Raw genomic sequence first — 21,455 nt, forward strand, 5'->3', positions numbered from 1 at the left:
GGCGTTGGGTTCAGCGCGGGCAGTGACTCATTCTCACACATCACCTTCTTCAACACAGGCTCGACCCCTGCAGTTCCGGAACCCACTACATGGGCAATGATGCTTCTCGGCTTTGGCTTTGTTGGTGGAGTCATGCGGTCTGTTAAGCGCCGGCAGAAGATGACATTCTCCTACGCTTGACAGCGACTCCGAGCGTAGAGCTTTCTATTCAACTGGTTCTCGTAGACAATTGAGACCGAAATTCTGCATTTCGGCGGCGATCGCAAGAGACGGGCTGGCCGCTTGGTGCCACGAAAAGAGGATTGCTGCTGTCATTACAGCACTGCTCGGCAAAGCCGCGCCATCTTGGCTTAGCGCTTCTCCACCGGTCCGCATTTCAGATTGCGCTGCCCGCGGTCGGAACACTTCAGTCGCGATTCCACGTACGGCATCCACTTACTCTTGTTGCTCCGGGATAGACGCATGGTAAGCGCCAGAGCGTCAACGACGCCCACTCGCCCGCAGGCTCGGCAGGTCACGCGCAGATCGTAGCCGTGGCGGGGATAATCGCTGATCGAATCAAGACGCTTGCTGCTCATCCGCTAAGTGAAACAAACATAGAACAAACTTCAAGCTGGCGGTTCAATTGCTCCCGTGTTTTCCACCATCTGACGCACCGAATGTTCCAGCTGATCCTTCTTCTAGCTGGCTCCGCAGTTCCTGAGCTAACCAGAGCAACAAGAGGTTCGGCTATGGGGAAGAAACGGAGTACCAATCTCCAGCGATGAAGGGGCGGCGATGCCGAATGCACGGCGGAACTAACTCGGGCGCACCTAAAGGCAATCGCAAAGCTTGGAAGCACGGCGGGTGATCAGCAGAGGCAAAGCTATCAGAATTGCTTTGCAAGCAATCTCTCAATTAAACCCCGACCCCTAGAAGGCTCTTTCGACCGTCTCGGGATCATACTTCGTGCACTGGCCGGAGTAATTTCCAGCTTTACCGGAAATGCTGATCGCCCCTGTTATCCGATCGATTCGAAGCTTCGGATTATTGAAAGGGTTCACGGCTATTGAGCCGGTAATCTCATCTTCACCTATTTCGATGGACTTCACCTTAAACCAGCCGTCCTCGCCGCCTCGAATGAGCGGAAGCATGGCTCTGGGCATTCGTATCTGTCCGCTCTCACCTTCGATCCAGAGGTTCACCTGGTCATCGAAAGGGACTGCACGGTTCCCAACAATGTTCGCAGTCCCGTAGTTTCCAGCGCTATCCCACGCGCTGACGGATCCATTCGTAACCTTATTTGCCGAACCTGCGCCGAGACAAACGAGATCGAATCTGGGCGCCACGTCAACTTCTTGTGCTTGGACGTGCATCGGAATCGTGGCGAAGGCCAGCACAGGAACTAGCACTCTCATTATGTTTCACCCCGTATATTGTCGTGGCCAATGTTAAACGAAAGTTCAGCAGACCAAATCCTTCGGAATCCTATATTCCTCGACGATGTAATCGCCGCCGGTGGGGCGTGCGATTAAAGAGATGAGACAGCCTTTGCTTTGGTATGCCATGGCTGGAGTGCCCGTTGTGGTGACATCATAGCCATTTAGTCCGGCAGGGCGAATTTTCGTCTGCTGGGAGGTCGGGATCACTCCTGAACCGGCTCCCCAGTAGAACTGGAAAGCACGGCGACCGTCAGGCAAGTCAAAAATGGTTTCCGGCTGGCCGTAGGACAGATATGCTTCCGAAATTGAACCTCCGACATAGCGCTTCATTGCGGTAGAGGCACAAGCTGAAAGCAAGAATAGCAGAAATATCGATGTGATGGCCCTGAACACAACTTTTCTCCCCCGTCTTCTAGGCAGAGCTACAAGCTCGGGGGGTGCGGTCAAGCGAAAGCCACTGCGCTGGACTAAACCGAGATCAGTCGAACCCCTGCCATAAGAGATCAACCGATCAAGTGCGCCACCCTTCGGGGAGCGGTTCGCGCTCTCAAAGAAAACACCAGTGTTTTCAATAGGAGGTGGCGGAGACGGAGGGATTCGAACCCTCGATACCGGTTACCCAGTATGGTTCCTTAGCAGGGAACTGGTTTCAGCCACTCACCCACGTCTCCGGATCGCAGCAGCGAGGGCGCGCTATAGCGACTGGTTTGCGGGGCGGCAAGGTGCCTGTTTGCTCTCGGTCCGAGGATTTACGCCGCAGGCGCATTCTCGTGCCTGGCGCAAGGGTGCGGTTCAGTGTTGCTTCACACCGCTACCCCTCTGTATCAGGGTGAAATGGATCGATACGGGACAGGTAGCATGAGCTTCGCATTTTCAAAAATGGGCCGGATGGCAGCCGTGGTCGCAGGAACGATCGGCTTCGCGATTTCGCCACTTGCCGCTCAGGGGATCGAGCGGATCGACCCTAATCAGGCAATCGACGGCGACCTGATGCAGGGCGAAGCACGGACGCCGGCCGAACAACCCGGCGATAATCCCGTCTACAATGCCGACGCGCCCTACCAGACGGCCACACCTGTCGGCCCTGAGGCGGGCACCGCTGTGGAGGCGTGGAATGCCACTGAAGTGGCTCCATCCTTCTCCGAACCCGTAGTGACATCAGGCAGTGCGTCTCAGGCTGCATCCGAGGCCGCTTCGCAGCCTGCGGTCGCTGCCGCTCAGGGCGACACCTATCGGCAGGACGATCTGATCGGGGCGGCGCAGGGCCTGTTCGGTGAAGGGGCCGAGGGCGTCGCCCGCATGATCGAAAATTTGCTTGCCGAGCAGGGTGAACCGAACGGCTACATCGTTGGGCGTGAAGCCGGCGGCGCTTTCATCGTCGGCGCACGGTATGGTTCGGGAACGCTGTATCACAAGATCGAGGGCAAGATGCCGGTCTACTGGACCGGGCCGAGCATCGGTTTCGATGCGGGCGCCAATGCGGGCAACACCTTCGTGCTGGTTTATAATCTGTACGATACGGACGAACTGTACGAACGCTTTCCTGCGGGCGAGGGCCAGGCTTATCTGGTCGGCGGCATGACCGCGAGTTACCTTCGCAAGGGCGATGTCGTGCTCATTCCCATTCGTGTCGGCGCGGGTCTGCGCCTGGGCGTGAATGCCGGATACATGCGCTTCTCGCGCGAGCAGCGCTGGTCGCCGTTCTGACGAAGATGCGATTGGCCGTCCACATCTGAAATTGCGGTTGCGGGGCTGCACAAGGCTCGGCATGAGGCTGTCATGCTCGACAGACTAGACCCTCAGCACGCCGATGCGCTCCTCGCGCTCATCAAGATGTACGCCGATGACCCGCGGCCCGCGAAAATAGACCTGGGTGTCGGCGTCTACCGCACCGACGACGGCTCCACCCCGGTGTTCTCGGCCATCAAATCGGCGGAGGGTCAGCTGCTCACCGAACAGAAAAGCAAGGCTTATCTCGGGCCTGAGGGCGACATGGGCTTCGTGCATGCGCTGATGCCCTATATATTTGGCGAGAATGCAACGATGCATGGCCGGATTCAGGGCATGCAGACGCCGGGGGGGACGGGCGCGGTTCGCCTGGCCCTCGCGCTGGCGAAGCAGGCGGGTGTGAAGCGCGTGCTGATGGGTGTGCCCAGTTGGCCGAACCACGCCCAGATCCTTGCCGATGTCGGCCTTGAGGTCGCGACCTTTCAGCATGCGAGCGCGGATGGCTCTGCCGATCTCGACGCCCTACGCTCGGCGCTGGACGGGGCAGGAGCGGGAGACGCGGTTTTGCTGCATGGCTGCTGCCACAATCCCACTGGCATCGACTATACCCACGATCAGTGGGATGAGATTGCATCGATGCTCGTCTCCACCGGCGTTCTGCCGTTGATCGACGTCGCTTACCAGGGTCTCGGCCAGGGAATGGAAGAGGATGTGTATGGCCTGCGCGCCGTCCTCAAGGCCGTTCCCGAAGCCCTGATCGCTTATAGCTGCGACAAGAATTTCGGATTGTACCGGGACCGGGTCGGCGCTTTCTACGTCATGGCGCAGAAGGGTGATCAGCTGGATACGATCATGTCCAACGCCAATGCTCTCGCCCGCGCCAATTGGTCGATGCCGCCCGATCACGGCGGCGCGGCTGTCCGCACGGTCCTGCGGGACGCGGGAATGACAGATGAATGGCGGGCAGAGCTTGCTTCCATGCGCGACAGGATGCGCGATGTCCGCGCGAAGCTCGCCGGAGCGGGCAACGCGGGTTCACTCGATCTGACGTCGCTTGGCAAAGGCAACGGACTCTTCGCGGTGCTGCCGCTGGACAAGCAGCAGATTGCCGCCTTGCGCCGCGATCATGGCGTCTACATGGCGGGGTCAGGCCGCATCAATGTCGCTGGCCTCCATAGCGGCAACATCGACACCTTCATCGCCGCCCTGTCGGAAGTCGCCAACTGAAGCGACCGCCTGTTCAGGCGGTGGCCCGCAGGCTCTGCATGCGTTGCAGATAGCGGGCCATGGTGTCTATCTCGAGATTGACACGGTCATCTGCCCTCAGCCGGCCGAGTGTCGTCACTTCGGCGGTATGCGGTATGATGTTGAGGGTGAAGCGCACCGATCCGTTCGCTTCATCGGTCACCTCGTTCACCGTAAGCGACGCGCCATCGACGGTGATAGACCCCTTCGGCGCGATGAAGGGGGCAAGTTCCGCAGGCGCCGAGATGGTGAGGCGGGTCGAATCCCCTTCCTTGTCTGCGCCCAGCACGGTGCCCACTGCATCGACATGGCCGGTGACGATATGTCCGCCCAGTTCGTCGCCCAGTCGCAAGGCAGGCTCAAGGTTCAGAGGCCCGCCTTCGTCCCACATGCCCGGTACGGTGCGCCGCACGCTTTCGGCGGAAATATCCACGGCGAACCAGGCGTCGCCCTTCGTTCCGCCGCGCTCCACGACGGTCAGGCATACGCCCGAACAGGCGATCGATGCACCGATTGCCATTTCGGCCGGATCGAAGGGGCAGGCAATGCGGCACCGCAGATCGCCGCGCTGCTGCGTTTCGCGAACTTCGCCGATGGCGGTGACGATACCGGTGAACATGGGAAATCCTGACTGTCTGTGAATGCGATCCGGCTGGCGGGCCGGCGAAGCTATGTGCTGCGGGTCCGTTCATAGGCGGTGAAGCGGTCACTGCCAAGCTGGCGGCTGTCGCTGCAGGCCCAGCGCCCATGCGCCGCATCGAGATGGGAAAGCCCGATATCGCCCAAGGCATGCCGCCCTGCGCCGATGAGGAGAGGCGCCTGGTAGAGATGCAAGGTGTCGACCAGATCGTCCTGCAGAAAGGCAGCGGCAGTCTGCGCGCCGCCTTCCACATAAAGATATTGCACATCGGCAAGCTGGTGAATGCCGGATGGCGAGTCGATGGCCTTGACCCCTTCGGGCGCCGCCTTTCGAGTCAGCACGAAGCGGCGGGGGCTACGGGCCTCCAGTCCGGGCAAGCGCACGTCGAGCGACGGCCTGTCCGACCGCCACGTTTCCCCGCCCACCAGAATGGCGTCGGCCATGGAACGGCGCGAATGGACGTGCAGGCGCGCATCCTCGCCCGTTATCCAGCGGCTTTCGCCATTTTCAAGCGCGATGCAGCCGTCAAGGCTCGTGGCCAGTTTCAGCGTGACGTGAGGCCTGCCGCAGCTTGCACGGGTGACATAGCCGGCAAGGCTGCTGCGAACAGCGTTCCTGTCGATCAGTGTAACTTCAACCCCGGCGGCGATCATGCGGGTGATGCCGGCTCCCGCGGTGCGCGTATCCGGATCTTCCAGCCCGGTCACGACCCGGGCCAGCCCTGCGGCGCTGCACAGATCGGCACAGGCGGGCCCCCGGGGCGAGGCATGGGCGCAGGGTTCCAGAGTGCTGTAGAGTGTAGCGCCCTTGGCATCCGGCCCAGCCTGCGTCAGCGCGATGGCTTCGGCATGAGGCCGACCGCCCGGCATTGTCCAGCCGCGCCCGAGAACCCTGCCATCCTTGACGACGATCGCGCCGACCGAAGGGTTGGGGCGGCTGAGCGGGCGAGCGCGAGCGGCAAGTTTCGCGGCTGCGTCCAGCCAGTCCGCATCGCTGCGGGCATGCATCACTGCGCCGGATCGGCGGCGGGCGGTGCCGGGCCCAAGGGCGCATCGGCAGCAGGGCGCGCAGGGGGCGACGTATTCGCCGTTGCTTCTGCGGCCTGCTCGGCGGCGCGTTCTTCCGCGGCTTCCCGCTCGATCCGCTCCACATCCATGCCCGACATCTCTCCCAAAGTCCGGTACATGTCGCGGATGCGCTCCTGCCGCTCTGCCGCGAGGCGCGCAATTTCATCCTGCTGTTGCTGGTTCGCGATATTGGCGGCGACGATTTCCGCTTCGGTTCGGTCGGGCGCAAAGCTGGTGATATAGGTGACCACCGGCCGTTCCGGCGGAAGGACTACCCGTTCTTGCGTGAACAGGTACAGCAGGGTGAACGTAATCAGCATCGAAATGCCGAGCGCCGGCCAGCGATAGGGGTTGGGCTTGCGGAACTCGGTCCAGAAGTCGGCGATGCCGGGGCCGGGGTTCAGGCGGGAAATGAAGCGCATGGCTTCGCATATAGTGGCACGAGCTTAACCGCGCCAGTATCGCGACATCAGTCGTAATCGACCTGGATCGGGATCCGCCCGCGCAAGGTGCCGCCGGATGCGATCGCCGCAGTCGTGTAAAGCGTACCCGTATACGTGAATTCGAGCTGCCCATTTGCATCCAGCGTGGGCATGGCGCGCAGACTGGTCCTGAAATCGCGCAGTTCTGCGTGTCCACCCCGCGCATCGCTCAGGGTGACGCTGCTGGGGAAGTCGATGCGGATGGTGCGCATCGGCCGCCCCCTTATCGTTGCGCGGCCTTGCACCGTCAGGCCGCCGAAATCGTCCAAATCCCCGAACACCGTCTTGCTGCCCGTGACCAGATCGAGAATTACTCTCCCATCGCCGCTGCCGATAACAAGGAGACGGCCGAAATCGATGTCACTCTGAATCTCGAGGTCGAGTGCGCGGTTGTTCGGCCTGCCGCCTCCGCCGCCTCCACTCGGCGGTGGGTTGGTATCGCAGAAGCTGCACTGCCCCTGGGCTGCGATCGGTCCGCCAGAGCCGGTGGCCAGAATGGCGGCGGCCAATGCAAGGAGGAATGCGGAGCGCATTACGCCTTGTGGCCGATTACGGTTAACATAGCTTTACGCCCGGCGATCTCAGCCGAAGCTGGTGTAGAGCCCCGGTCCCGAAGCTCTGAGCCACTCATCCGCCTGCACAAGATCATCACCGTAGATGGAACCGAGCAGAGCGTGGAATTGCGGCGAGTGATCGAAATGCACCAGATGCGCTACTTCATGCGCGACAACGCTGCGACGTACCGGATCGGGTGCCTGAACCAGCCGCCAGTTCAGGCGCAGGACTCCGCCCGACGAACAGCTGCCCCAGCGCCGCCTCGCCCGTGAAAGGCGCACTTGCGGCATCGGCACACCGGCAGCCTGCGCGTAATCTTCGGCGTCTGCGCCGAACAGCAGAAGTGCTTCCTTTTCCAGCCAGCGCTGCAGACGAACCGGAATCGTCTCCGCAGGGCCGCCCAGTGTCACCGCATCGGCTGCAAATGCCGGCCGGCGCGGGCACGATAAGTCATGTCTGACAAGCAGCGCGCGACCCCGAAAGTCGATCGTGCCGCCGCAAGAAGGGGGCGTGCTTTGCGGGATCGTCTTTGCCTGCCGGGCCAGCCAGCCTACACGGCTCTTCGCGAATTCCACGGCTTCGGCAGTTCGGCCCCAGCGCGGCAGGGTGACACGGACTTCGCTGCCATCCGGGGCAAGGCGCAGGATCATTCGCCGCGCAGTCGCATGGCGGATAATCGCTATCGGCAAAACGCGGCCCCCCACGCGTATCTCGGGGTGCTGTGCCTCCTTGCGCAGCCAGTCAATCATCGTCCGGGCCGTAATCGTCCCAATCAACGATGTGCTGTTCGAGTGGCCCCGCGCGTGTTTCGCTTATGACCCGGCCTGCAACGCTAGCGCCCGCTGCTATGGCCGATTGCGGGTTGCCGGTCAGCAGTGGGTGCCAGCCGGGCAGCGGGCGATCTTCTGCGCGGCGGCGATAGGCGCAGCTTTCCGGCAGCCAGTTCACCTCCTCCACCAGTTTCAGCGTCAGCCGCATGCAATCGGGCACGAACGCCCTGCGATTGCGATAGTCGCTGCATCGGGCGGTGCTGCAATCCAGCAGCTTGCAGGCGACATTCGTATCCTCGATGTCGCCGGTGTCCGGATCCTCGATCTTGTGCAGGCAGCAGCGCCCGCAGCCATCGCACAGGCGTTCCCATTCCTCCCTGTTCAGATCGGCAAGGGGGCGTTCCCAGAAGCGGTCTCTCAGCGCACCCATTTCGCCAGTTCCGCTTGCACCGCCTGCGGTCCCTGATCGGTGGGCAGCGTGGCGATCGGCTGGCCTTCCGGACCGAACAGAAAGACGATGTCGGAATGGTCCATAAGATAGCCGCCGCCCGGCTGGTCTTCGCCACGTGCATTATAGACGCGGAAGGTCTCTGCGGCCTGAGTAATCTGATCCTGCGTGCCGGTAAGGCCGATCAGCCGGTCGGAGAAGGCGGAAGTAAATTCGCCGACGACTTCAGGCGTGTCACGCTCGGGGTCGATGGTGATGAAGATCGGCTGGATCTGCTCGGCCAGCGCTGGGTTTTCCTCTGCGAACAGACTGTAGCCCTGCATCATGCGCTGCACCGACGTGGGGCAGATATCGGGGCAATAGGCATAGCCGAAATAGACCATCCGGTAGTCGCCGTCGAAGTCTGACCAGTTCACCGTCTGGCCCTCGGCGTTGATCAGGGTGAACGGCCCGCCGATCGTCGCACCCTGCAACGGCGGATCGCCTGCTGTGTCCTCGGCGTCCTGCGGCGTGCAGGCGGCGAGGAACACTGCGGCAATCGTGCCAAGCAGGCGGGCAGGGGAGCGACGAGCGGACGAAGGGAGCATGGCGTGCTGGTTCATGGTCTGCTAACTGGTACAGGACATAGGTCAGGGCAAGGGCCGTACTGTCGCCGCGCGCTATTTTCCGGGTTTGCGATTTGCGGCAGGGCCCTGCCACCGATAGCACGAAAGAGACGGATCTGATGGCAATTCGTATGGGGGCTCATATGCGGAGCGCAAACCGACTGAAGCGGATGGGAACTGCCGGCGCGGCCATGGGGATCGCGGCGATGCTGGCCGTGCAGCCTGTCCAGGCGCAGATGTCCGAAGGCTATGAATTCCTGAAAGCCGTCAAGGATCGTGACGGCACCGTCGTGATGAATGCCCTGGCAGAGCCCGGCAACACGCTGGTCAACACGCGCGACATCGCCACGGGGCAAGGCGTGCTGCATATCGTGACTGCCCGGCGCGACACGCAATGGATCCGCTTTCTGGCCGAAAGGGGCGCCAACCCCAATCTGGCCGATAAGGACGGCATAACGCCGCTGGTCATCGCCTCGAATATCGGTTTCGTGGAAGGGGCGGAGGCCTTGCTGGACGCAGGTGCAAGGGTGGATGTCACCAATAGCGCCGGGGAAACGCCGCTGATCGCGGCGGTGCACCGCCGCGACATGGCCATGCTGCGCCTGCTGCTCGACAAGGGTGCCGATCCCGACCGGGCCGACAATTCAGGCCGGACCGCACGCGATTATGCGCGGCTGTCGAGCGGGTCGATCGCGCTTGCCGAAATCGAGAAAGCCGATGCGGAGCGTGCTTCCATCGGAGAACCGGTACAGACATACGGACCGACACGATGATGGAGCGCAGGAGCGAGCCGAACCTCGACCCTTCCGAGCTGACACTGGAAGAACTGCGCCCCGTCCTGGCTCCCGCCATTGCCGATGCCGCCGTGTTCGACGGCTGGGGCGATGCGGCGCTCGAAATGGCGGCGCTGGACATCGGCGTTGATGTGGATGTGGCGCGGCTCGCTTTTCCCGGAGGCGCCATGGACATGGTGGATGCCTGGATTCGCTCCATCGACATTGCCATGGTGCTGGCGCTGCCTGCGGCTGCTCTGGCGAAGATGCCGATTCGCGAAAGGATACGTGCGCAGATCCAGTTTCGCTTGGATGCGATCCTCGGCCGAGAGGAAGCCCTGCGCCGGGCCATGGCGATTATGGCGCTGCCGCAGAATGTGTCCCGGCCGCTAAAGACCGGCTGGCGCAGCGCCGATATCATGTGGCGGCAGGCGGGCGACACGGCCACGGATTACAATCATTATACCAAGCGGACGATCCTGGCCGGCATCTATGCCGCGACGCTGGCCGTCTTCATGGAGGATGACAGTGCCGACAAGGCGGATACCCGCGCCTTCCTCGACCGCAGGATTGCCGGTGTCATGAAGTTCGAGAAAACCAAGTCGCGCCTGCTCGGCAAGGACCGGGAGAGCTTTAGCGTCATGCGGTTTCTGGGCCGGTTGCGCTATCCCGCTCGTTGAGTCTAATGCGAATTGTTTGCAATTAGCGGCATGATCCCCTAGCGGCACATGCATGACCCTCGAGAATCTGGAAGCAGGTACTGCTGCGGTGATTTCCTCCGTCGACTGGAGCGTTCTCGCCCCTGAAGAAGGCAAGCGCCTGCGCGCGCTGGGCATCGACGAAGGGGCCGAAGTCTCGGTCGCGCATCGCGGCGTATTCGGCGGGCGCGATCCTTTGGCCGTCACCATCGGGCGGATGACCATCGCCCTGCGCCGCGCCCACGCCGCCGCCATGCAGGTGGAACCGGCATGAGCCGCGTCCGTACCGCTGCGCTCGTCGGAAACCCCAATGCCGGCAAGAGTGCCCTCTTCAATGCCCTTACCGGCGCGCGGCAGAAGATTGCCAATTATCCGGGCGTAACGGTCGAACGCAAGGCAGGGCGAATCACCCTGCCTTCAGGGGAGCCGGCAGAACTGATCGATCTGCCCGGCAGCTATTCCTTCGACACGACCAGCCCGGATGAAGAAGTGACCCGGCAGGTCGTGCATGGCGAATTCGCGGGGGAGGCGCGGCCAGAGGTCCTGATTCTGGTCCTGGATGCCGCGAATCTCGAACAGCACCTCGTCTTCGCGCAGGAAGTCATCGCACTCGGCCAGCCGGTCGTCGTCGCATTGAACATGGTGGACTTGGCGGAGCGCGACGGGCTGATCCTCGATGCCCTGGCGTTGGAGGAATCGCTGGGCGTGCCTGTGGTACCCACTGTAGCCGTGCGCCGCCGCGGGCTCGACGAACTGCTCACCGCCATTGGCGACGCCAAGAACCGCAACGAGGCTGAGAGCGAAGATACGCAAAGCCGATTCCACTTGTCCTTGCCGGAACGCCGCCTTGCCGCGCGCAACATCGCTCGCGGGGCGATCCTGTCGGAATCTTCCGAACGCCGCCTGCATGCCGGGCTGGACCGGATCCTGCTGAACCCCTGGCTCGGGCCTATCATCCTGTTCGGATTTCTCTTCGTGATGTTCCAGGCGGTGTTTGCCTGGGCCACCCCTTTTGCGGACGCTATCGATGCAGCCATTACTGCTTTGTCGGCCGGGGTGACAGCCGTGGTGCCGGCAGGACTGCCGCGCGACTTCATCACGCAGGGCGTGCTTGCCGGAGTGGGTTCCGTTATCGTCTTCCTGCCGCAGATCGTGATCCTGTTCGCTTTCATCCTGATGATGGAGGCGACGGGTTACATGGCGCGTGCGGCCTTCCTGATGGACCGGATGATGGCGGGCGTGGGCCTGTCGGGACGAAGCTTCATTCCGCTGCTTTCCAGCTTTGCCTGCGCCATTCCCGGCATCATGGCGACGCGCAGTATCTCCGATCCGAAGGACCGGCTGACGACAATCCTGATCGCGCCGCTGATGACATGTTCCGCGCGCCTGCCCGTCTATGCCGTCATCATCGCCGCCTTCATTCCGGCAATTACCGTCGGGCCGGGCATCGGACTTCAGGGGCTGGTGCTGTTCGGGCTGTATGTCGCCGGCATCGTCGGGGCGATGGTCGTCGCGCTGGTGCTGCGGCGCTCCGCCACGGCGGGCGCTTCCAGCGGCTTCATCATGGAGATGCCGCGTTACCAGATGCCGCGCCTGCGCGATATCGGGATCGGCCTGTGGCAGCGCGCCTGGGTCTTCCTGCGCCGCGCCGGCACGATCATCTTCACCGCCACCGTCGTCCTGTGGCTGCTGCTCAGCTTTCCGCAGGCGGAGCCGGGCGAAAGCCAGGTGGATGCCAGCATTGCAGGCACCATCGCGGACGGGCTCAACGTCGTGCTGGAACCGATCGGCTTCAACCGCGAGATCAGCCTTGCGCTGATCCCCGCAATGGCGGCGCGCGAAGTCGCTGTCGCCAGCCTCGCCACGACCTATGCCATCGATGCCGACAATGAAGAGGAGGAGGCCGAGGGCCTGACCAAGACATTGTCCGGCCGCTGGAGCCTGCCGACCGCGCTCGCCTTTCTCGCCTGGTTCGTGTTCGCCCCGCAGTGCCTTTCGACCATTGCGGTCGCCCGCCGCGAAACGAATGGGTGGAAATGGCCTCTCTTCATGTTGGCCTATCTGTTCGCGCTCGCTTATGTCTTCGCGGGAATCACTTACTGGAGCGCAGTGGCGCTCGGCCTTTAGCGAGAGGAATCAACCATGGCAGGCAGCCTGAACAAGGTCATGCTGATCGGCAATCTGGGCGCCGACCCCGAAGTCAAGAGTTTTCAGAACGGCGGCAAGGTCTGCAATCTGCGGATCGCCACCAGCGAAAACTGGAAGGACAAGAACGGAGAACGCCAGGAAAAGACCGAATGGCACACGGTCGCCATTTTCTCCGAAGGGCTTGTCGGCGTTGCCGAGCGCTTTCTGCGCAAGGGCAGCAAGGTTTTCGTGGAAGGCAAGCTGCAGACCCGCAAATGGCAGGACCAGTCCGGCAACGACCGCTATTCCACCGAGATCGTGTTACGCGGTTTTGATGGAACGCTGACTATGCTCGACGGTCCCGGTGGTCAGGGCGGCGGCCAAGGTGGTGGCGGCCAAGGTGGTGGCCAGAGCGGCGGCTGGAACTCCGGCGGCGGTCAAGGGGGCGGCCAGAACGGCGGCTCGTCGAGCGGCGGCTGGAATCAGGGCGGCGGATCCTCCGGCGGTTCGCCGTCGGGCGGTGGGTCGAATTACGACGATCTGGACGATGACATTCCGTTCTGATCGGATCGTGTTTTTCTCGGGCCGGCAGTTTCTCGCCGGCTCAATCCTTCCTTAACGCAGCCAGCGCGGCGAACGGGCCGCTTGGCTGATCATCCGCCGACAGCCCGTTTTCCTGCCGGACCCGGTCTGCATCGGGTCCGCAGGCGAAGGGGTCGATAGAAAGGGCAAGGCTCTGCGCGACGGCCTCGCCAAGATCGAAACTGTCCCCTTCGTAGAAGATTTCGTCCAGCTCGCCTTCCTCCAGCTCTACCTCTTCCTCGGCATCATACGAGCGCAGCGGCAGAAAGCGGAATGACAGCTTTTCGGTGACCCGCACGGCCAGATCCTCGCCCGAAACGGCGCAGCTTTGCACTATTCCGGCCTTCAGGGTTCCCTGGGCGGTGATAGCCTCGCCATCCTGATCCAGATCAATCGCCGCGCTTAAGGACTTCACCGCGACGATGTCGAAACGGCGGGCAAGCGCCAGGCATTCGTCAGCCGAAGCCTCCAGCACCTGCGTGGCGGCGGGCAGTTGGCGTGTTCGGACCTGGCGGGAAAATTCGTTTGTCACTGTGCCCTTCGTCATGCCGCGATATTCCCTTCCAGCAGGTCTGCTCGCCTCGTGCGGTCGAGCCGCGCCGCGACTTCGCGCAGGCGGATGGCCACACAGGCGGGTGAGCCGCCATCCGACAGGCTGACATTGCGGGCGACCGCTTCCTCAAGTTCCTTGTCTGCGCCAAGATTGTCGCGATAGGCGCCGAGCCGGCCGCCCATCACGCTCATCAACCGGCCGAGATGCTTGCCGACCACCACATCGCCGACGCCGCTTTCGCGCAGCTGCCCGTCCATGTCGTCAACGAAAAGTTCGGTCAGGCGCACCGAAGGTTCGACCAGTTCGGGCTCGCGCTCCATCCGCAGCAGCACGAGGGCCAGTGCGGCGGTCACCATGTCGAAGCGTCCTTCGATAGTATCGGCAACACCGCATTCGGCGTAGAATTGCGGATCGCGGCCCAATTCGACCGTAGCGTGCCACAAAGGTGCCAGATCGCGGCGCGGGTCGCGGCCGAGGCCGAGTAGATTGGCGAGAAATGACATGGTTGACGCTTTTCTGGTTGGTGCGCGATGCACAAGGCTCTGGTTTCCAGATGCGGTCCGTTCACCGCCAATTCAAGCCACGTAAAGCATCTCTGGTGCAAGGTAGCGTGGCCGCGGTGCGGCACGAGCGCTCATGTTGCAAGGCCGGATGCTTGGCCGTAAGGCAACCTTCGGAAAAAGACGACAACACGGCTGCGGCCGGACCAGATGATGAAAAGGTTACGATCGATGCGCGCAGCGATGGCAATGAAACTGGCTTTGTTGCTGACGGCAGGTCTGGCGGCGAGTGGCTGTACGTCGATCCGTGAGAACCGGGGCTATATCGTCGATCAGACGCTGACCCAGTCGGTACAGCCGGGTATCGACAATCGCCAGTCGGTGCAGGCCACTCTGGGCCGCCCGACCTTCACCAGCCAGTTCGGTGAACCGGTCTGGTATTATGTATCCAGCATCACCGGACGCCGCCCCTTCGTGCGCCCGAAGATCGAGGAGCACAGCGTTCTTGCAGTGCGCTTCGATGCCGAAGGCAATGTCATAGCGGCAGATCGTAGCGGGCTCGAACAGGTGGTCTATCTCACGCCCGACAGCGACCAGACTCCGACTTTGGGTCGGGAGCGCAGCTTCTTCGAGGATCTGTTCGGCAACATCGGCCGTGTCGGCGCTCCCGGCATGGGCGCGCCCGCCGGTCCATAGTTTGCCTCCCGAACACAGCGCTTGATTGCCTTGCTGCCATTCCCATATCGCGGCAATGGACGATAACAGAGCAAGCCACGGCCTCATTCAGTGGCACGGGACTACCATCATCGGCGTGAAGCGGGGCGGCAAGACCGTCATTGCCGGCGATGGGCAGGTGTCGATGGGCAACACCGTGATGAAGCCGAACGCCCGCAAGGTTCGCCGCATTGGTGAAGGCGGGCTGGAAAACGGCAAGGTCGTGGCTGGTTTCGCCGGTGCGACTGCCGATGCCTTCACCCTGTTCGAAAGACTCGAGAAAAAACTGGAGCAGTATCGCGGCCAGCTCCTGCGCGCCTCCGTCGAGATGACGAAGGACTGGCGCACCGACAAATACCTGCGCAATCTGGAAGCGCTGATGATCGTCGCGGACAAGGAGAACCTGCTTGTCCTGACCGGCAATGGCGATGTGCTGGAACCCGAGATCAAGAACGATACCATCATCGCCGCGATCGGTTCCGGCGGTAATTACGCGCTCGCCGCCGCGCGGGCGCTGTCGGATTACGAGGATGACGCCGAAACCATCGCGCGCCGCGCCATGCAGGTCGCCGCCGATGTCTGCGTCTTCACCAACGAAAATGTAACGCTCGAAATCGTCTGAGCAATAACGGATCATCATGATAGAAAACCTGACCCCCCGGGCCATCGTCGCCGCGCTGGATGAACACATCATCGGCCAGAAGGAGGCGAAGCGCGCTGTCGCCGTTGCCCTGCGAAACCGCTGGCGCCGTCAGCGCCTCCGTCCCGAATTGCGTGACGAGGTTACGCCCAAGAACATCCTGATGATTGGCCCAACCGGCTGCGGCAAGACCGAGATCAGCCGGCGGCTGGCCAAGCTGGCGGAGGCGCCTTTCGTCAAGATCGAAGCCACGAAGTTCACCGAAGTCGGCTATGTAGGCCGCGACGTCGAACAGATCGCCCGCGATCTGGTTGAAGAAGCGATTCGCCTCGAAAAGGACCGTCGCCGCGAAGCCGTGCGGGAAGCGGCATCGAAGGCCGCCATGGACCGCCTGCTGAATGCGCTGGTCGGTGAAGGAGCCTCCGAAGCCACCCGCGAAAGCTTTCGCCAACGCGTGATCGACAATTCGATGAACGACACCGAAGTCGAGATCGAGATCGAGGAAGCCCCCAACATGAACATGGATATTCCCGGCATGGGCGGGAATATCGGCATGATCAATCTTGGCGACATGATGGGCAAGGCCTTCGGTAAGTCGAACACCAAGCGGCGCAAGCTGAAAGTGCCCGATGCCTGGGACAAGCTGGTCGACGAGGAAGCCGAAAAGCGCATGGACCAGGACGATGTGGCCCGCGTCGCGCTGGAAAATGCCGAAACAAACGGCATCGTCTTTCTGGACGAGATCGACAAGATTGCCGTTTCCGACGTGCGCGGCGGCTCCGTCAGCCGTGAAGGCGTGCAGCGTGACCTGCTGCCGCTGATCGAGGGCACGACCGTCGCCACCAAATACGGCCCGATGAAAACGGACCATGTGCTGTTCATTGCCAGCGGCGCTTTCCACGTCGCCAAGCCGTCCGACATGCTGCCCGAGCTTCAGGGCCGTTTGCCCATACGCGTCGAGTTGCGCGCCCTGACCGAAGAGGATTTCGTGCGAATTTTGTCGGAAACGCGCGCCAATCTGGTGGAACAGTACAAGGCGCTGATCGGCACCGAGGAAGTGACTTTGGAGATCGGCGACGATGCCGTGCGCGAAGTCGCCCGTATCGCCGCGCAGGTGAATGAAAGCGTCGAGAACATTGGCGCCCGCCGCTTGCAGACCGTCATGGAAAAGCTGCTGGAGGAACTCAGCTTCGAAGCCGAAGACCACGCGGGCGAGACGATTGCCATCGACGCCGCCTACGTGCGCGACCGGTTGGCCGAACTGGCGCAGGACAGCGACCTCAGCAAATATATCCTCTGATGCTGGCCGGTCCGCTTTCAGGCGGACCGGCTAGACCGTCTCGGCCTCAGCCACTTCCGTTTCTTCACTTTCGGACTTCTGTCGCTGCCACATGTCGGCATAGAGGCCGTCGGCACGCAGCAATTGCGCATGCGTGCCGCTCTCGGCCAGCGTTCCGCTGTCGAGCACGAGGATCTTGTCCGAGTCCGCAATCGTCGAAAGGCGGTGCGCGATGGACAGGCTGGTCCGGTTGGCGGAAACCTTGTGTAACGTGGCCAGGATGTCCTGCTCGGTCCGCGAATCCAGCGCACTCGTCGCCTCGTCCAGCAGCAGGATCGGCGGGTTCTTGACCAGCGTGCGGGCGATGGCGACGCGCTGCTTCTCGCCGCCGGACAGTTTCAGGCCGCGTTCGCCGACCTCCGTATCCAGCCCATGAGGGAGGCGGTTGATGAAAGGGAGGATCGAGGCTCCTCGCGCTGCTGCGATAATCTCGTCATGCGCGGCGTCCTGCCGGCCATAGCCGATGTTGTAGCCGATCGTATCGTTGAACAGAACGCTGTCCTGCGGGACGATGCCAATGTTCTGCCTGAGGCTGGCCTGCGTCACGCCCGCGATATCCTGTCCGTCGATCAGGATGCGCCCGCTCCAGGGATCGTAGAAACGAAACAGCAGGCGGGCGATGGTGCTCTTGCCCGCGCCCGACGGGCCGACCAGGGCGACGTGACCGCCCGCCGGAACCTCGAACGACAATCCATGCAGGATCGTGCGGCCCTTGTCATAGCCAAAGGTGACATCGTCGAAAGTGATCGTCGGGCGGCGGACCAGCAGCGCGGGTGCTCCGGGCTTGTCCTGCACCTCGACCTCGGTATCGATCAGTTTGAACATCGCCGCCATGTCGATCAGCCCCTGGCGGATCGTGCGATAGACCCAGCCCAGCATGTCGAGCGGGCGGAACAGCTGGACGAGGTAGGTCTGCACTGCGACCAGATCACCGACGGTCAGCCGGCCCTTGCTCCATTCCCAAACCGTGAAGCCGAGCGCCGCAATCATCAGCAAATTCATGATCAGCGCCTGCACGACATTGAGCAGCCCGAGCGAATTCTCGCTCTTGCGCGCAGCCTCGGCATATTCGCGGGCGGAACTGGCGTAGCGCGTCTGCTCCCGCTCCTCGGCACCGAAATATTTGACCGTTTCGTAATTGAGCAGGGAGTCCACCGCCCGCGACAGGGCCGTGCCGTCCAGCTCGTTCATGCGGGCGCGCAGCTTGGTGCGCCATTCCGTGATCCAGCGCGTGACTGCCATGTAGAGGACCACGGTGATCCCCGTCGCGATAACGAGTTCGACACCGAACATGGTGTAGAAGATGACGGCCACCGCGATCAGTTCGATGATCGTCGGCGCGATGTTGAACAGCAGGAAATACAGCATCGAATCGATGCTCTTGGTGCCGCGCTCGATCGTCTTGGTGACCTCGCCCGTGCGGCGCGACAGGTGAAATCGCAGCGACAGCCGGTGCAGGCGGGAAAAAACATCCTCCGCCAATTGCCGGGTGGCGTCCTGTCCGACTTTCTCGAACACTACATTGCGCAGATTGTCGAACATGGTGCTGGAGAAACGGCCCACCGCATAGGCAATCACGAACAGGAAGGCGACCGTCATCGCCGGGCCGCCGTCCAGCGCCATCGTGTCCACTACGCGTTTCAGCGCGAGCGGTGTCAGCAGTACGATGGCCTTTGCCGCCAGCACGATCAGCATGGCAATGACTATGCGGATGCGCAGGTCGGGCCGGTCTGCCGGCCAGAGATAGGGAAGGAACCGGCGCAGCGTCTTCCAGCTGTCGTGATCGACGGGTGTGGGTGTGGCGCTATCGGGAGGCATTGCAGGTGAAGATGGGTTGCAGCGCGGCCTATCGCAATGGCGGGGCACTTTGTGCTTCGTCAGGGCAGGCTTTGCTCCCTATAGCGAAACGCATGAAAGTTCCGCCAGGCGACATCGGCCACGCCGACCTGCAATCCCGCACGAACGACTCCGCCAGAGCGGTAGTAGTCGTTCTTGCCCATGATGAGGAAAGGCGCATCGCGGCGTGCCTTTCCAGCCTGGCGGGGCAAGAGGCCGCCGCAATCCACGTGGTCGTGAACGGATCGACCGATCGAACCGCGGAGATTGCTCGGGCATCGCGCCTCGCCGAGGTTCATGTCTACGAGGAAGGCGGCAAGGCGCGCAGCTGGAACCGCTTTGTTCTGGACACTATCGATCCCGTGCCGCCGGTCCTCGTTCTTGTGGATGGCGATGCGCAGATCACGACGGGTTCCATTGCCGCGCTGGCGCGTTGTCTTGAACGGGAAGCCCACGCCAATGCCGCCGCCGGAATGCCCCGGAACGGGCGGCGTGCGGGGACGTACAGGGCAGAGATGCGGCGTGATCACGGCCTGTTCGGCGATTTCTATGCGTTGCGCGGCAATTTTGTAGAAAGGGTGCGCGCATCCGGCATTCGCCTCCCCGACGATCTGATCGGCGACGACAGCCTCATCGGCGCTCTCGCTAAGACCGATCTCGGCCACGAGGACCAGTGGAGCGATGGGCGAATTGCCGTGTGCGAAGATGCAAGGTTTCTTTGCGAGCCAACGCCTTTCTCGCCTTCCGGGATGCGAGGGCAGGCGCGGCGTATGTCCAACTACAGCGTCAGGCACTTTCAGAACCGTATCGTCAGCGACATCATGCGCGGCCCGGGTCCCGCCGGTTTGCCACGGCGGCTGGCGGAGCTTTACCCGCGGTACCTCCCGACCTTCAGGCCGCGCCGGCACCCGCTATGGGCGTGGTTCGATCGGCAGGCTCTGGCGCGGATGCGTTCGTCTGCCGCAGCATTGCCCACGTTTCGCTGAGCATCCGGGGCCAGAACAGCGCCATGCAGCCGACGTAGACCGCCGCGCCTGCCGGAACCGTGAGGGCCAGCATCGCCGGAGCTGCCATTCCTGCAAAGATCCGCTCCAGGCCCAGAACGGCAACACTCATGACGGCGCAGGCGAGCAGGATCGGTAACATCTCCTGCAATAGAGATCCCAGGCCCAGCTTCACCCGCGGCAGCGTCAATGCAAGCGTGATGACAAGCAGGGCGGGCGCCGCGATCCACCAAGCATGGACAAGGCCAAACGGGCCGCTCCTGATCGCGATGAGGAAAAGCGCCGGAAACATGATCGCCCCGGCAGCGCTGGTCATCATGTATATACGCGGCAAACCCATCGCATTGGTCGCAGGGCTGCAAACGATCTGCAGCGCCATGGCCGGCATGGCGATGGCGAGACCGGCTGCGACGGGTGCCATCTCGATCCATTTCGGCCCGAACAGCGTAAGCACGGCATAGGGCGCGGTCAGCGCGAGCCCTACGTACAAGGGGGCGGTCACCAGGAACACGGTTCGCAAGGTTCGCAGGAAAAAAGGTGCCAGGGGCTGCTGCGCCTTGTGCAGTTCGGCATAAGCGGGAAAGGCGACCTCGTTGACGGGCGGAAGGAACCGCCCGGTGACGATCAGGGTGAGGAAGAGCGCCTCGGAATAAAGGCCCAGCGTATGCGGGCTGAAGGCGCGACCTGCGATGAAGATGTCGGATTGGCTCTGGACGATCCAGAACAGCTGACAGATCGTAAGCGCTCCGCCGAAAGAGATGATGTCCCAGGCGCCCCTGAAATCGAAGACCGGCCATACCAGAAGGCGCGCAGCAATCGCCAACCCCACCGCGCGAGCGGCGAATCCCGCCAGAGGTGCGAATACCAGCGCCCATACTCCGAAGCCGAGCCAGGCGAGGACCAAGGCGGTGAGGGCGGCGATCACGGCCGATCCCATGCTCACCCAGGCCTGGCTGCGAAACAGGAGGCGCCGCGCGAGCAAGGCCGAGGGAAGGGCAATGAAAGGGGTGGTGAGGAAAATCAGCGCCTGCACCTGCAACATCGGCTCGACCAGTGGCTGCCCGTAATAGCGTGCCGCAATCGGCGCGAGCATGAACTGCGCAGCTGCAAGTGCTCCGTTCAAGAGGATCAACAGGCCGAAAACCTGGCCAATGCGCCGCTTGTCGATCCGGTCCGTCTGGATGAGAGAAGTGGCGAAGCTGTACCCGTTGAGGAAGTTCAATGCCGCAAGCACTACTTGTGTCATCGCGAACAGGCCATAATCGCTGGGTTCTAGAAGGCGGACTACAGCAAGGGTAGAACCCCAGGTGATGATCTGTGCCAGAACCTGACTGCCCCAGCGCCAGGCCATGGCGCTGCGAACCCGTGCCCCGAATCCATCGGCGAGTATACCGGCCTCGCTGCCCTGATTCTCTTGGTCACCAGTCATTCGGGCGCCATTAAAGGCCAAAGATGAAGATTGGACAGCGCAAATCGAGCTCCGAGGGGCAGAGTTCCGCACCCATTCGGCGCGTGCGCAGGTCAGATAGACGCTGGCTGGAACCGCAAGGGCATCGCATTTCACGATCAAACGCGCGTATTTCCGCCACTTTCGAAGCGAAGTGAAACAAAATTGCAAAAAGGCGGTTGACCGAATCTTGGGTGGTCCATATATGCCCTCTCACCGGAGCGGCGCAGACGGTTTTCACCGGCTTTTGCGGTTTTGGTCGCCAACATATCAGGACAACC

26 protein-coding genes and 1 tRNA gene are annotated in these 21,455 nt (G+C 62.3%); 13 read left to right on the forward strand and 14 right to left on the reverse strand.

Annotated features, from left to right (window positions below; translation table 11 throughout):
- Window positions 1-180 (forward strand): PEPxxWA-CTERM sorting domain-containing protein (locus G7A66_RS00055; RefSeq protein WP_174293671.1); only part of this gene is annotated, 180 nt, incomplete at its 5' end.
- Between the two features lie 731 nt (window positions 181-911).
- Here G7A66_RS00055 and G7A66_RS00060 read toward each other — a convergent pair.
- From G7A66_RS00060 to G7A66_RS00070, 3 genes are all read right to left on the reverse strand, one after another.
- Window positions 912-1,397, reverse strand: a complete 486-nt coding sequence (locus G7A66_RS00060; RefSeq protein ID WP_174293672.1) for a hypothetical protein — start codon at window positions 1,395-1,397, stop codon at window positions 912-914.
- A gap of 45 nt (window positions 1,398-1,442) precedes the next feature.
- A complete protein-coding gene (locus G7A66_RS00065) occupies window positions 1,443-1,751 on the reverse strand; it encodes a hypothetical protein (RefSeq protein ID WP_174293673.1) in 309 nt (102 codons plus the stop codon).
- A 249-nt stretch (window positions 1,752-2,000) separates the two neighbouring features.
- Window positions 2,001-2,092, reverse strand: a tRNA-Ser gene (locus G7A66_RS00070).
- Window positions 2,093-2,279: 187 nt separating this feature from the next.
- Here G7A66_RS00070 and G7A66_RS00075 point away from each other — a divergent pair.
- Together G7A66_RS00075 and G7A66_RS00080 are read left to right on the forward strand one after the other, a co-directional pair.
- Window positions 2,280-3,128, forward strand: a complete 849-nt coding sequence (locus G7A66_RS00075) for a DUF1134 domain-containing protein (RefSeq protein WP_408609219.1) — start codon at window positions 2,280-2,282, stop codon at window positions 3,126-3,128.
- 72 nt (window positions 3,129-3,200) lie between these two features.
- Window positions 3,201-4,376: an amino acid aminotransferase gene (locus G7A66_RS00080; protein WP_174293674.1), complete on the forward strand. Its 1,176-nt coding sequence runs from the start codon at window positions 3,201-3,203 to the stop codon at window positions 4,374-4,376.
- Between the two features lie 13 nt (window positions 4,377-4,389).
- On the opposite strand, the gene G7A66_RS00085 is transcribed toward G7A66_RS00080, so the two are convergent.
- The 7 genes from G7A66_RS00085 to G7A66_RS00115 are packed head-to-tail and all read right to left on the reverse strand — an operon-like array spanning window position 4,390 to window position 8,958.
- Complete coding sequence (locus G7A66_RS00085) at window positions 4,390-5,013, reverse strand: riboflavin synthase (RefSeq protein WP_174293675.1); 624 nt, start codon at window positions 5,011-5,013, stop codon at window positions 4,390-4,392.
- Between the two features lie 50 nt (window positions 5,014-5,063).
- Window positions 5,064-6,041 carry a bifunctional diaminohydroxyphosphoribosylaminopyrimidine deaminase/5-amino-6-(5-phosphoribosylamino)uracil reductase RibD gene (gene ribD / locus G7A66_RS00090; RefSeq protein WP_174293676.1) on the reverse strand — a complete coding sequence of 326 codons (978 nt, stop codon included), beginning with the start codon at window positions 6,039-6,041 and terminating at the stop codon, window positions 5,064-5,066.
- Window positions 6,041-6,523 carry a hypothetical protein gene (locus G7A66_RS00095; RefSeq protein WP_174293677.1) on the reverse strand — a complete coding sequence of 161 codons (483 nt, stop codon included), beginning with the start codon at window positions 6,521-6,523 and terminating at the stop codon, window positions 6,041-6,043. Before G7A66_RS00095 ends, ribD begins: the two co-directional genes overlap by 1 nt.
- 47 nt (window positions 6,524-6,570) lie before the next feature.
- A complete protein-coding gene (locus G7A66_RS00100; protein ID WP_174293678.1) occupies window positions 6,571-7,116 on the reverse strand; it encodes a DUF4402 domain-containing protein in 546 nt (181 codons plus the stop codon).
- A gap of 48 nt (window positions 7,117-7,164) precedes the next feature.
- Window positions 7,165-7,887, reverse strand: coding sequence for a M48 family metallopeptidase (locus G7A66_RS00105; protein WP_174293679.1), 723 nt, complete (start codon window positions 7,885-7,887; stop codon window positions 7,165-7,167).
- Window positions 7,880-8,338 (reverse strand): YcgN family cysteine cluster protein, encoded by a 459-nt coding sequence (locus tag G7A66_RS00110; protein ID WP_174293680.1) that lies wholly within the window; start codon window positions 8,336-8,338, stop codon window positions 7,880-7,882. Before G7A66_RS00110 ends, G7A66_RS00105 begins: the two co-directional genes overlap by 8 nt.
- On the reverse strand, window positions 8,326-8,958 hold the full coding sequence (locus G7A66_RS00115; protein ID WP_174293681.1) for an SCO family protein: 633 nt from the start codon (window positions 8,956-8,958) through the stop codon (window positions 8,326-8,328). Before G7A66_RS00115 ends, G7A66_RS00110 begins: the two co-directional genes overlap by 13 nt.
- Window positions 8,959-9,104: 146 nt before the next feature.
- Between G7A66_RS00115 and G7A66_RS00120 the strand changes: the two genes are divergently transcribed.
- Genes G7A66_RS00120 through ssb form a run of 5 tightly spaced genes read left to right on the forward strand, consistent with a single transcriptional unit; the run spans window position 9,105 to window position 13,123 of the window.
- Complete coding sequence (locus tag G7A66_RS00120) at window positions 9,105-9,734, forward strand: ankyrin repeat domain-containing protein (RefSeq protein WP_232366544.1); 630 nt, start codon at window positions 9,105-9,107, stop codon at window positions 9,732-9,734.
- Window positions 9,731-10,414: a COQ9 family protein gene (locus G7A66_RS00125; protein ID WP_232366545.1), complete on the forward strand. Its 684-nt coding sequence runs from the start codon at window positions 9,731-9,733 to the stop codon at window positions 10,412-10,414. The genes G7A66_RS00120 and G7A66_RS00125 overlap by 4 nt, the downstream gene beginning before the upstream one ends.
- A gap of 52 nt (window positions 10,415-10,466) precedes the next feature.
- A complete protein-coding gene (locus G7A66_RS00130) occupies window positions 10,467-10,706 on the forward strand; it encodes a FeoA family protein (RefSeq protein WP_174293682.1) in 240 nt (79 codons plus the stop codon).
- Window positions 10,703-12,559: a ferrous iron transporter B gene (gene feoB / locus G7A66_RS00135; RefSeq protein ID WP_174293683.1), complete on the forward strand. Its 1,857-nt coding sequence runs from the start codon at window positions 10,703-10,705 to the stop codon at window positions 12,557-12,559. Before G7A66_RS00130 ends, feoB begins: the two co-directional genes overlap by 4 nt.
- A gap of 15 nt (window positions 12,560-12,574) precedes the next feature.
- A complete protein-coding gene (gene ssb, locus G7A66_RS00140) occupies window positions 12,575-13,123 on the forward strand; it encodes a single-stranded DNA-binding protein (protein ID WP_174293684.1) in 549 nt (182 codons plus the stop codon).
- 40 nt (window positions 13,124-13,163) lie between these two features.
- Here the strand turns inward: ssb and G7A66_RS00145 are convergent, their stop codons facing one another.
- Together G7A66_RS00145 and G7A66_RS00150 are read right to left on the reverse strand one after the other, a co-directional pair.
- Entirely contained in the window at window positions 13,164-13,688 is a 525-nt protein-coding gene (locus G7A66_RS00145) for a YceD family protein (RefSeq protein WP_174293685.1), read from the reverse strand.
- Entirely contained in the window at window positions 13,685-14,197 is a 513-nt protein-coding gene (locus G7A66_RS00150) for a ubiquinol-cytochrome C chaperone family protein (protein WP_174293686.1), read from the reverse strand. The genes G7A66_RS00145 and G7A66_RS00150 overlap by 4 nt, the downstream gene beginning before the upstream one ends.
- Window positions 14,198-14,199: 2 nt before the next feature.
- Here G7A66_RS00150 and G7A66_RS00155 point away from each other — a divergent pair, with 2 nt between their 5' ends.
- Genes G7A66_RS00155 through hslU form a run of 4 tightly spaced genes read left to right on the forward strand, consistent with a single transcriptional unit; the run spans window position 14,200 to window position 16,848 of the window.
- Window positions 14,200-14,505, forward strand: a complete 306-nt coding sequence (locus G7A66_RS00155) for a hypothetical protein (protein ID WP_206674991.1) — start codon at window positions 14,200-14,202, stop codon at window positions 14,503-14,505.
- Window positions 14,444-14,890: an outer membrane protein assembly factor BamE gene (locus tag G7A66_RS00160; RefSeq protein WP_232366546.1), complete on the forward strand. Its 447-nt coding sequence runs from the start codon at window positions 14,444-14,446 to the stop codon at window positions 14,888-14,890. The genes G7A66_RS00155 and G7A66_RS00160 overlap by 62 nt, the downstream gene beginning before the upstream one ends.
- A 55-nt stretch (window positions 14,891-14,945) precedes the next feature.
- Complete coding sequence (gene hslV, locus G7A66_RS00165) at window positions 14,946-15,530, forward strand: ATP-dependent protease subunit HslV (protein ID WP_174293688.1); 585 nt, start codon at window positions 14,946-14,948, stop codon at window positions 15,528-15,530.
- Between the two features lie 16 nt (window positions 15,531-15,546).
- Window positions 15,547-16,848: an ATP-dependent protease ATPase subunit HslU gene (gene hslU / locus G7A66_RS00170; protein WP_174293689.1), complete on the forward strand. Its 1,302-nt coding sequence runs from the start codon at window positions 15,547-15,549 to the stop codon at window positions 16,846-16,848.
- Between the two features lie 30 nt (window positions 16,849-16,878).
- Here hslU and G7A66_RS00175 read toward each other — a convergent pair whose 3' ends face one another.
- Window positions 16,879-18,705: an ABCB family ABC transporter ATP-binding protein/permease gene (locus G7A66_RS00175; protein ID WP_174293690.1), complete on the reverse strand. Its 1,827-nt coding sequence runs from the start codon at window positions 18,703-18,705 to the stop codon at window positions 16,879-16,881.
- Window positions 18,706-18,797: 92 nt separating this feature from the next.
- Between G7A66_RS00175 and G7A66_RS00180 the strand changes: the two genes are divergently transcribed.
- Window positions 18,798-19,709, forward strand: coding sequence for a glycosyltransferase (locus G7A66_RS00180; RefSeq protein WP_174293691.1), 912 nt, complete (start codon window positions 18,798-18,800; stop codon window positions 19,707-19,709).
- Here G7A66_RS00180 and G7A66_RS00185 read toward each other — a convergent pair.
- Window positions 19,615-21,156, reverse strand: a complete 1,542-nt coding sequence (locus G7A66_RS00185) for a lipopolysaccharide biosynthesis protein (RefSeq protein ID WP_232366547.1) — start codon at window positions 21,154-21,156, stop codon at window positions 19,615-19,617. The genes G7A66_RS00180 and G7A66_RS00185 overlap by 95 nt on opposite strands.
- Window positions 21,157-21,455 lie beyond the last annotated feature (299 nt).

This window comes from Alteripontixanthobacter muriae (genome assembly GCF_013336795.1).
Taxonomy (GTDB): domain Bacteria; phylum Pseudomonadota; class Alphaproteobacteria; order Sphingomonadales; family Sphingomonadaceae; genus Pseudopontixanthobacter; species Pseudopontixanthobacter muriae.

What these genes read in the sequence shown, in the direction of transcription:
- G7A66_RS00060 (WP_174293672.1), bottom strand. Translation starts at nt 1,397, where the DNA reads ATGAGAGTGCTAGTTCCTGTGCTGGCCTTCGCCACGATTCCGATGCAC.
- G7A66_RS00065 (WP_174293673.1), bottom strand. Translation starts at nt 1,751, where the DNA reads ATGAAGCGCTATGTCGGAGGTTCAATTTCGGAAGCATATCTGTCCTAC.
- G7A66_RS00075 (WP_408609219.1), top strand. Translation starts at nt 2,280, where the DNA reads ATGAGCTTCGCATTTTCAAAAATGGGCCGGATGGCAGCCGTGGTCGCA.
- G7A66_RS00080 (WP_174293674.1), top strand. Translation starts at nt 3,201, where the DNA reads ATGCTCGACAGACTAGACCCTCAGCACGCCGATGCGCTCCTCGCGCTC.
- G7A66_RS00085 (WP_174293675.1), bottom strand. Translation starts at nt 5,013, where the DNA reads ATGTTCACCGGTATCGTCACCGCCATCGGCGAAGTTCGCGAAACGCAG.
- ribD (WP_174293676.1), bottom strand. Translation starts at nt 6,041, where the DNA reads ATGCATGCCCGCAGCGATGCGGACTGGCTGGACGCAGCCGCGAAACTT.
- G7A66_RS00095 (WP_174293677.1), bottom strand. Translation starts at nt 6,523, where the DNA reads ATGCGCTTCATTTCCCGCCTGAACCCCGGCCCCGGCATCGCCGACTTC.
- G7A66_RS00100 (WP_174293678.1), bottom strand. Translation starts at nt 7,116, where the DNA reads ATGCGCTCCGCATTCCTCCTTGCATTGGCCGCCGCCATTCTGGCCACC.
- G7A66_RS00105 (WP_174293679.1), bottom strand. Translation starts at nt 7,887, where the DNA reads ATGATTGACTGGCTGCGCAAGGAGGCACAGCACCCCGAGATACGCGTG.
- G7A66_RS00110 (WP_174293680.1), bottom strand. Translation starts at nt 8,338, where the DNA reads ATGGGTGCGCTGAGAGACCGCTTCTGGGAACGCCCCCTTGCCGATCTG.
- G7A66_RS00115 (WP_174293681.1), bottom strand. Translation starts at nt 8,958, where the DNA reads ATGAACCAGCACGCCATGCTCCCTTCGTCCGCTCGTCGCTCCCCTGCC.
- G7A66_RS00120 (WP_232366544.1), top strand. Translation starts at nt 9,105, where the DNA reads ATGCGGAGCGCAAACCGACTGAAGCGGATGGGAACTGCCGGCGCGGCC.
- G7A66_RS00125 (WP_232366545.1), top strand. Translation starts at nt 9,731, where the DNA reads ATGATGGAGCGCAGGAGCGAGCCGAACCTCGACCCTTCCGAGCTGACA.
- G7A66_RS00130 (WP_174293682.1), top strand. Translation starts at nt 10,467, where the DNA reads ATGACCCTCGAGAATCTGGAAGCAGGTACTGCTGCGGTGATTTCCTCC.
- feoB (WP_174293683.1), top strand. Translation starts at nt 10,703, where the DNA reads ATGAGCCGCGTCCGTACCGCTGCGCTCGTCGGAAACCCCAATGCCGGC.
- ssb (WP_174293684.1), top strand. Translation starts at nt 12,575, where the DNA reads ATGGCAGGCAGCCTGAACAAGGTCATGCTGATCGGCAATCTGGGCGCC.
- G7A66_RS00145 (WP_174293685.1), bottom strand. Translation starts at nt 13,688, where the DNA reads ATGACGAAGGGCACAGTGACAAACGAATTTTCCCGCCAGGTCCGAACA.
- G7A66_RS00150 (WP_174293686.1), bottom strand. Translation starts at nt 14,197, where the DNA reads ATGTCATTTCTCGCCAATCTACTCGGCCTCGGCCGCGACCCGCGCCGC.
- G7A66_RS00160 (WP_232366546.1), top strand. Translation starts at nt 14,444, where the DNA reads ATGAAACTGGCTTTGTTGCTGACGGCAGGTCTGGCGGCGAGTGGCTGT.
- hslV (WP_174293688.1), top strand. Translation starts at nt 14,946, where the DNA reads ATGGACGATAACAGAGCAAGCCACGGCCTCATTCAGTGGCACGGGACT.
- hslU (WP_174293689.1), top strand. Translation starts at nt 15,547, where the DNA reads ATGATAGAAAACCTGACCCCCCGGGCCATCGTCGCCGCGCTGGATGAA.
- G7A66_RS00175 (WP_174293690.1), bottom strand. Translation starts at nt 18,705, where the DNA reads ATGCCTCCCGATAGCGCCACACCCACACCCGTCGATCACGACAGCTGG.
- G7A66_RS00180 (WP_174293691.1), top strand. Translation starts at nt 18,798, where the DNA reads ATGAAAGTTCCGCCAGGCGACATCGGCCACGCCGACCTGCAATCCCGC.
- G7A66_RS00185 (WP_232366547.1), bottom strand. Translation starts at nt 21,156, where the DNA reads ATGACTGGTGACCAAGAGAATCAGGGCAGCGAGGCCGGTATACTCGCC.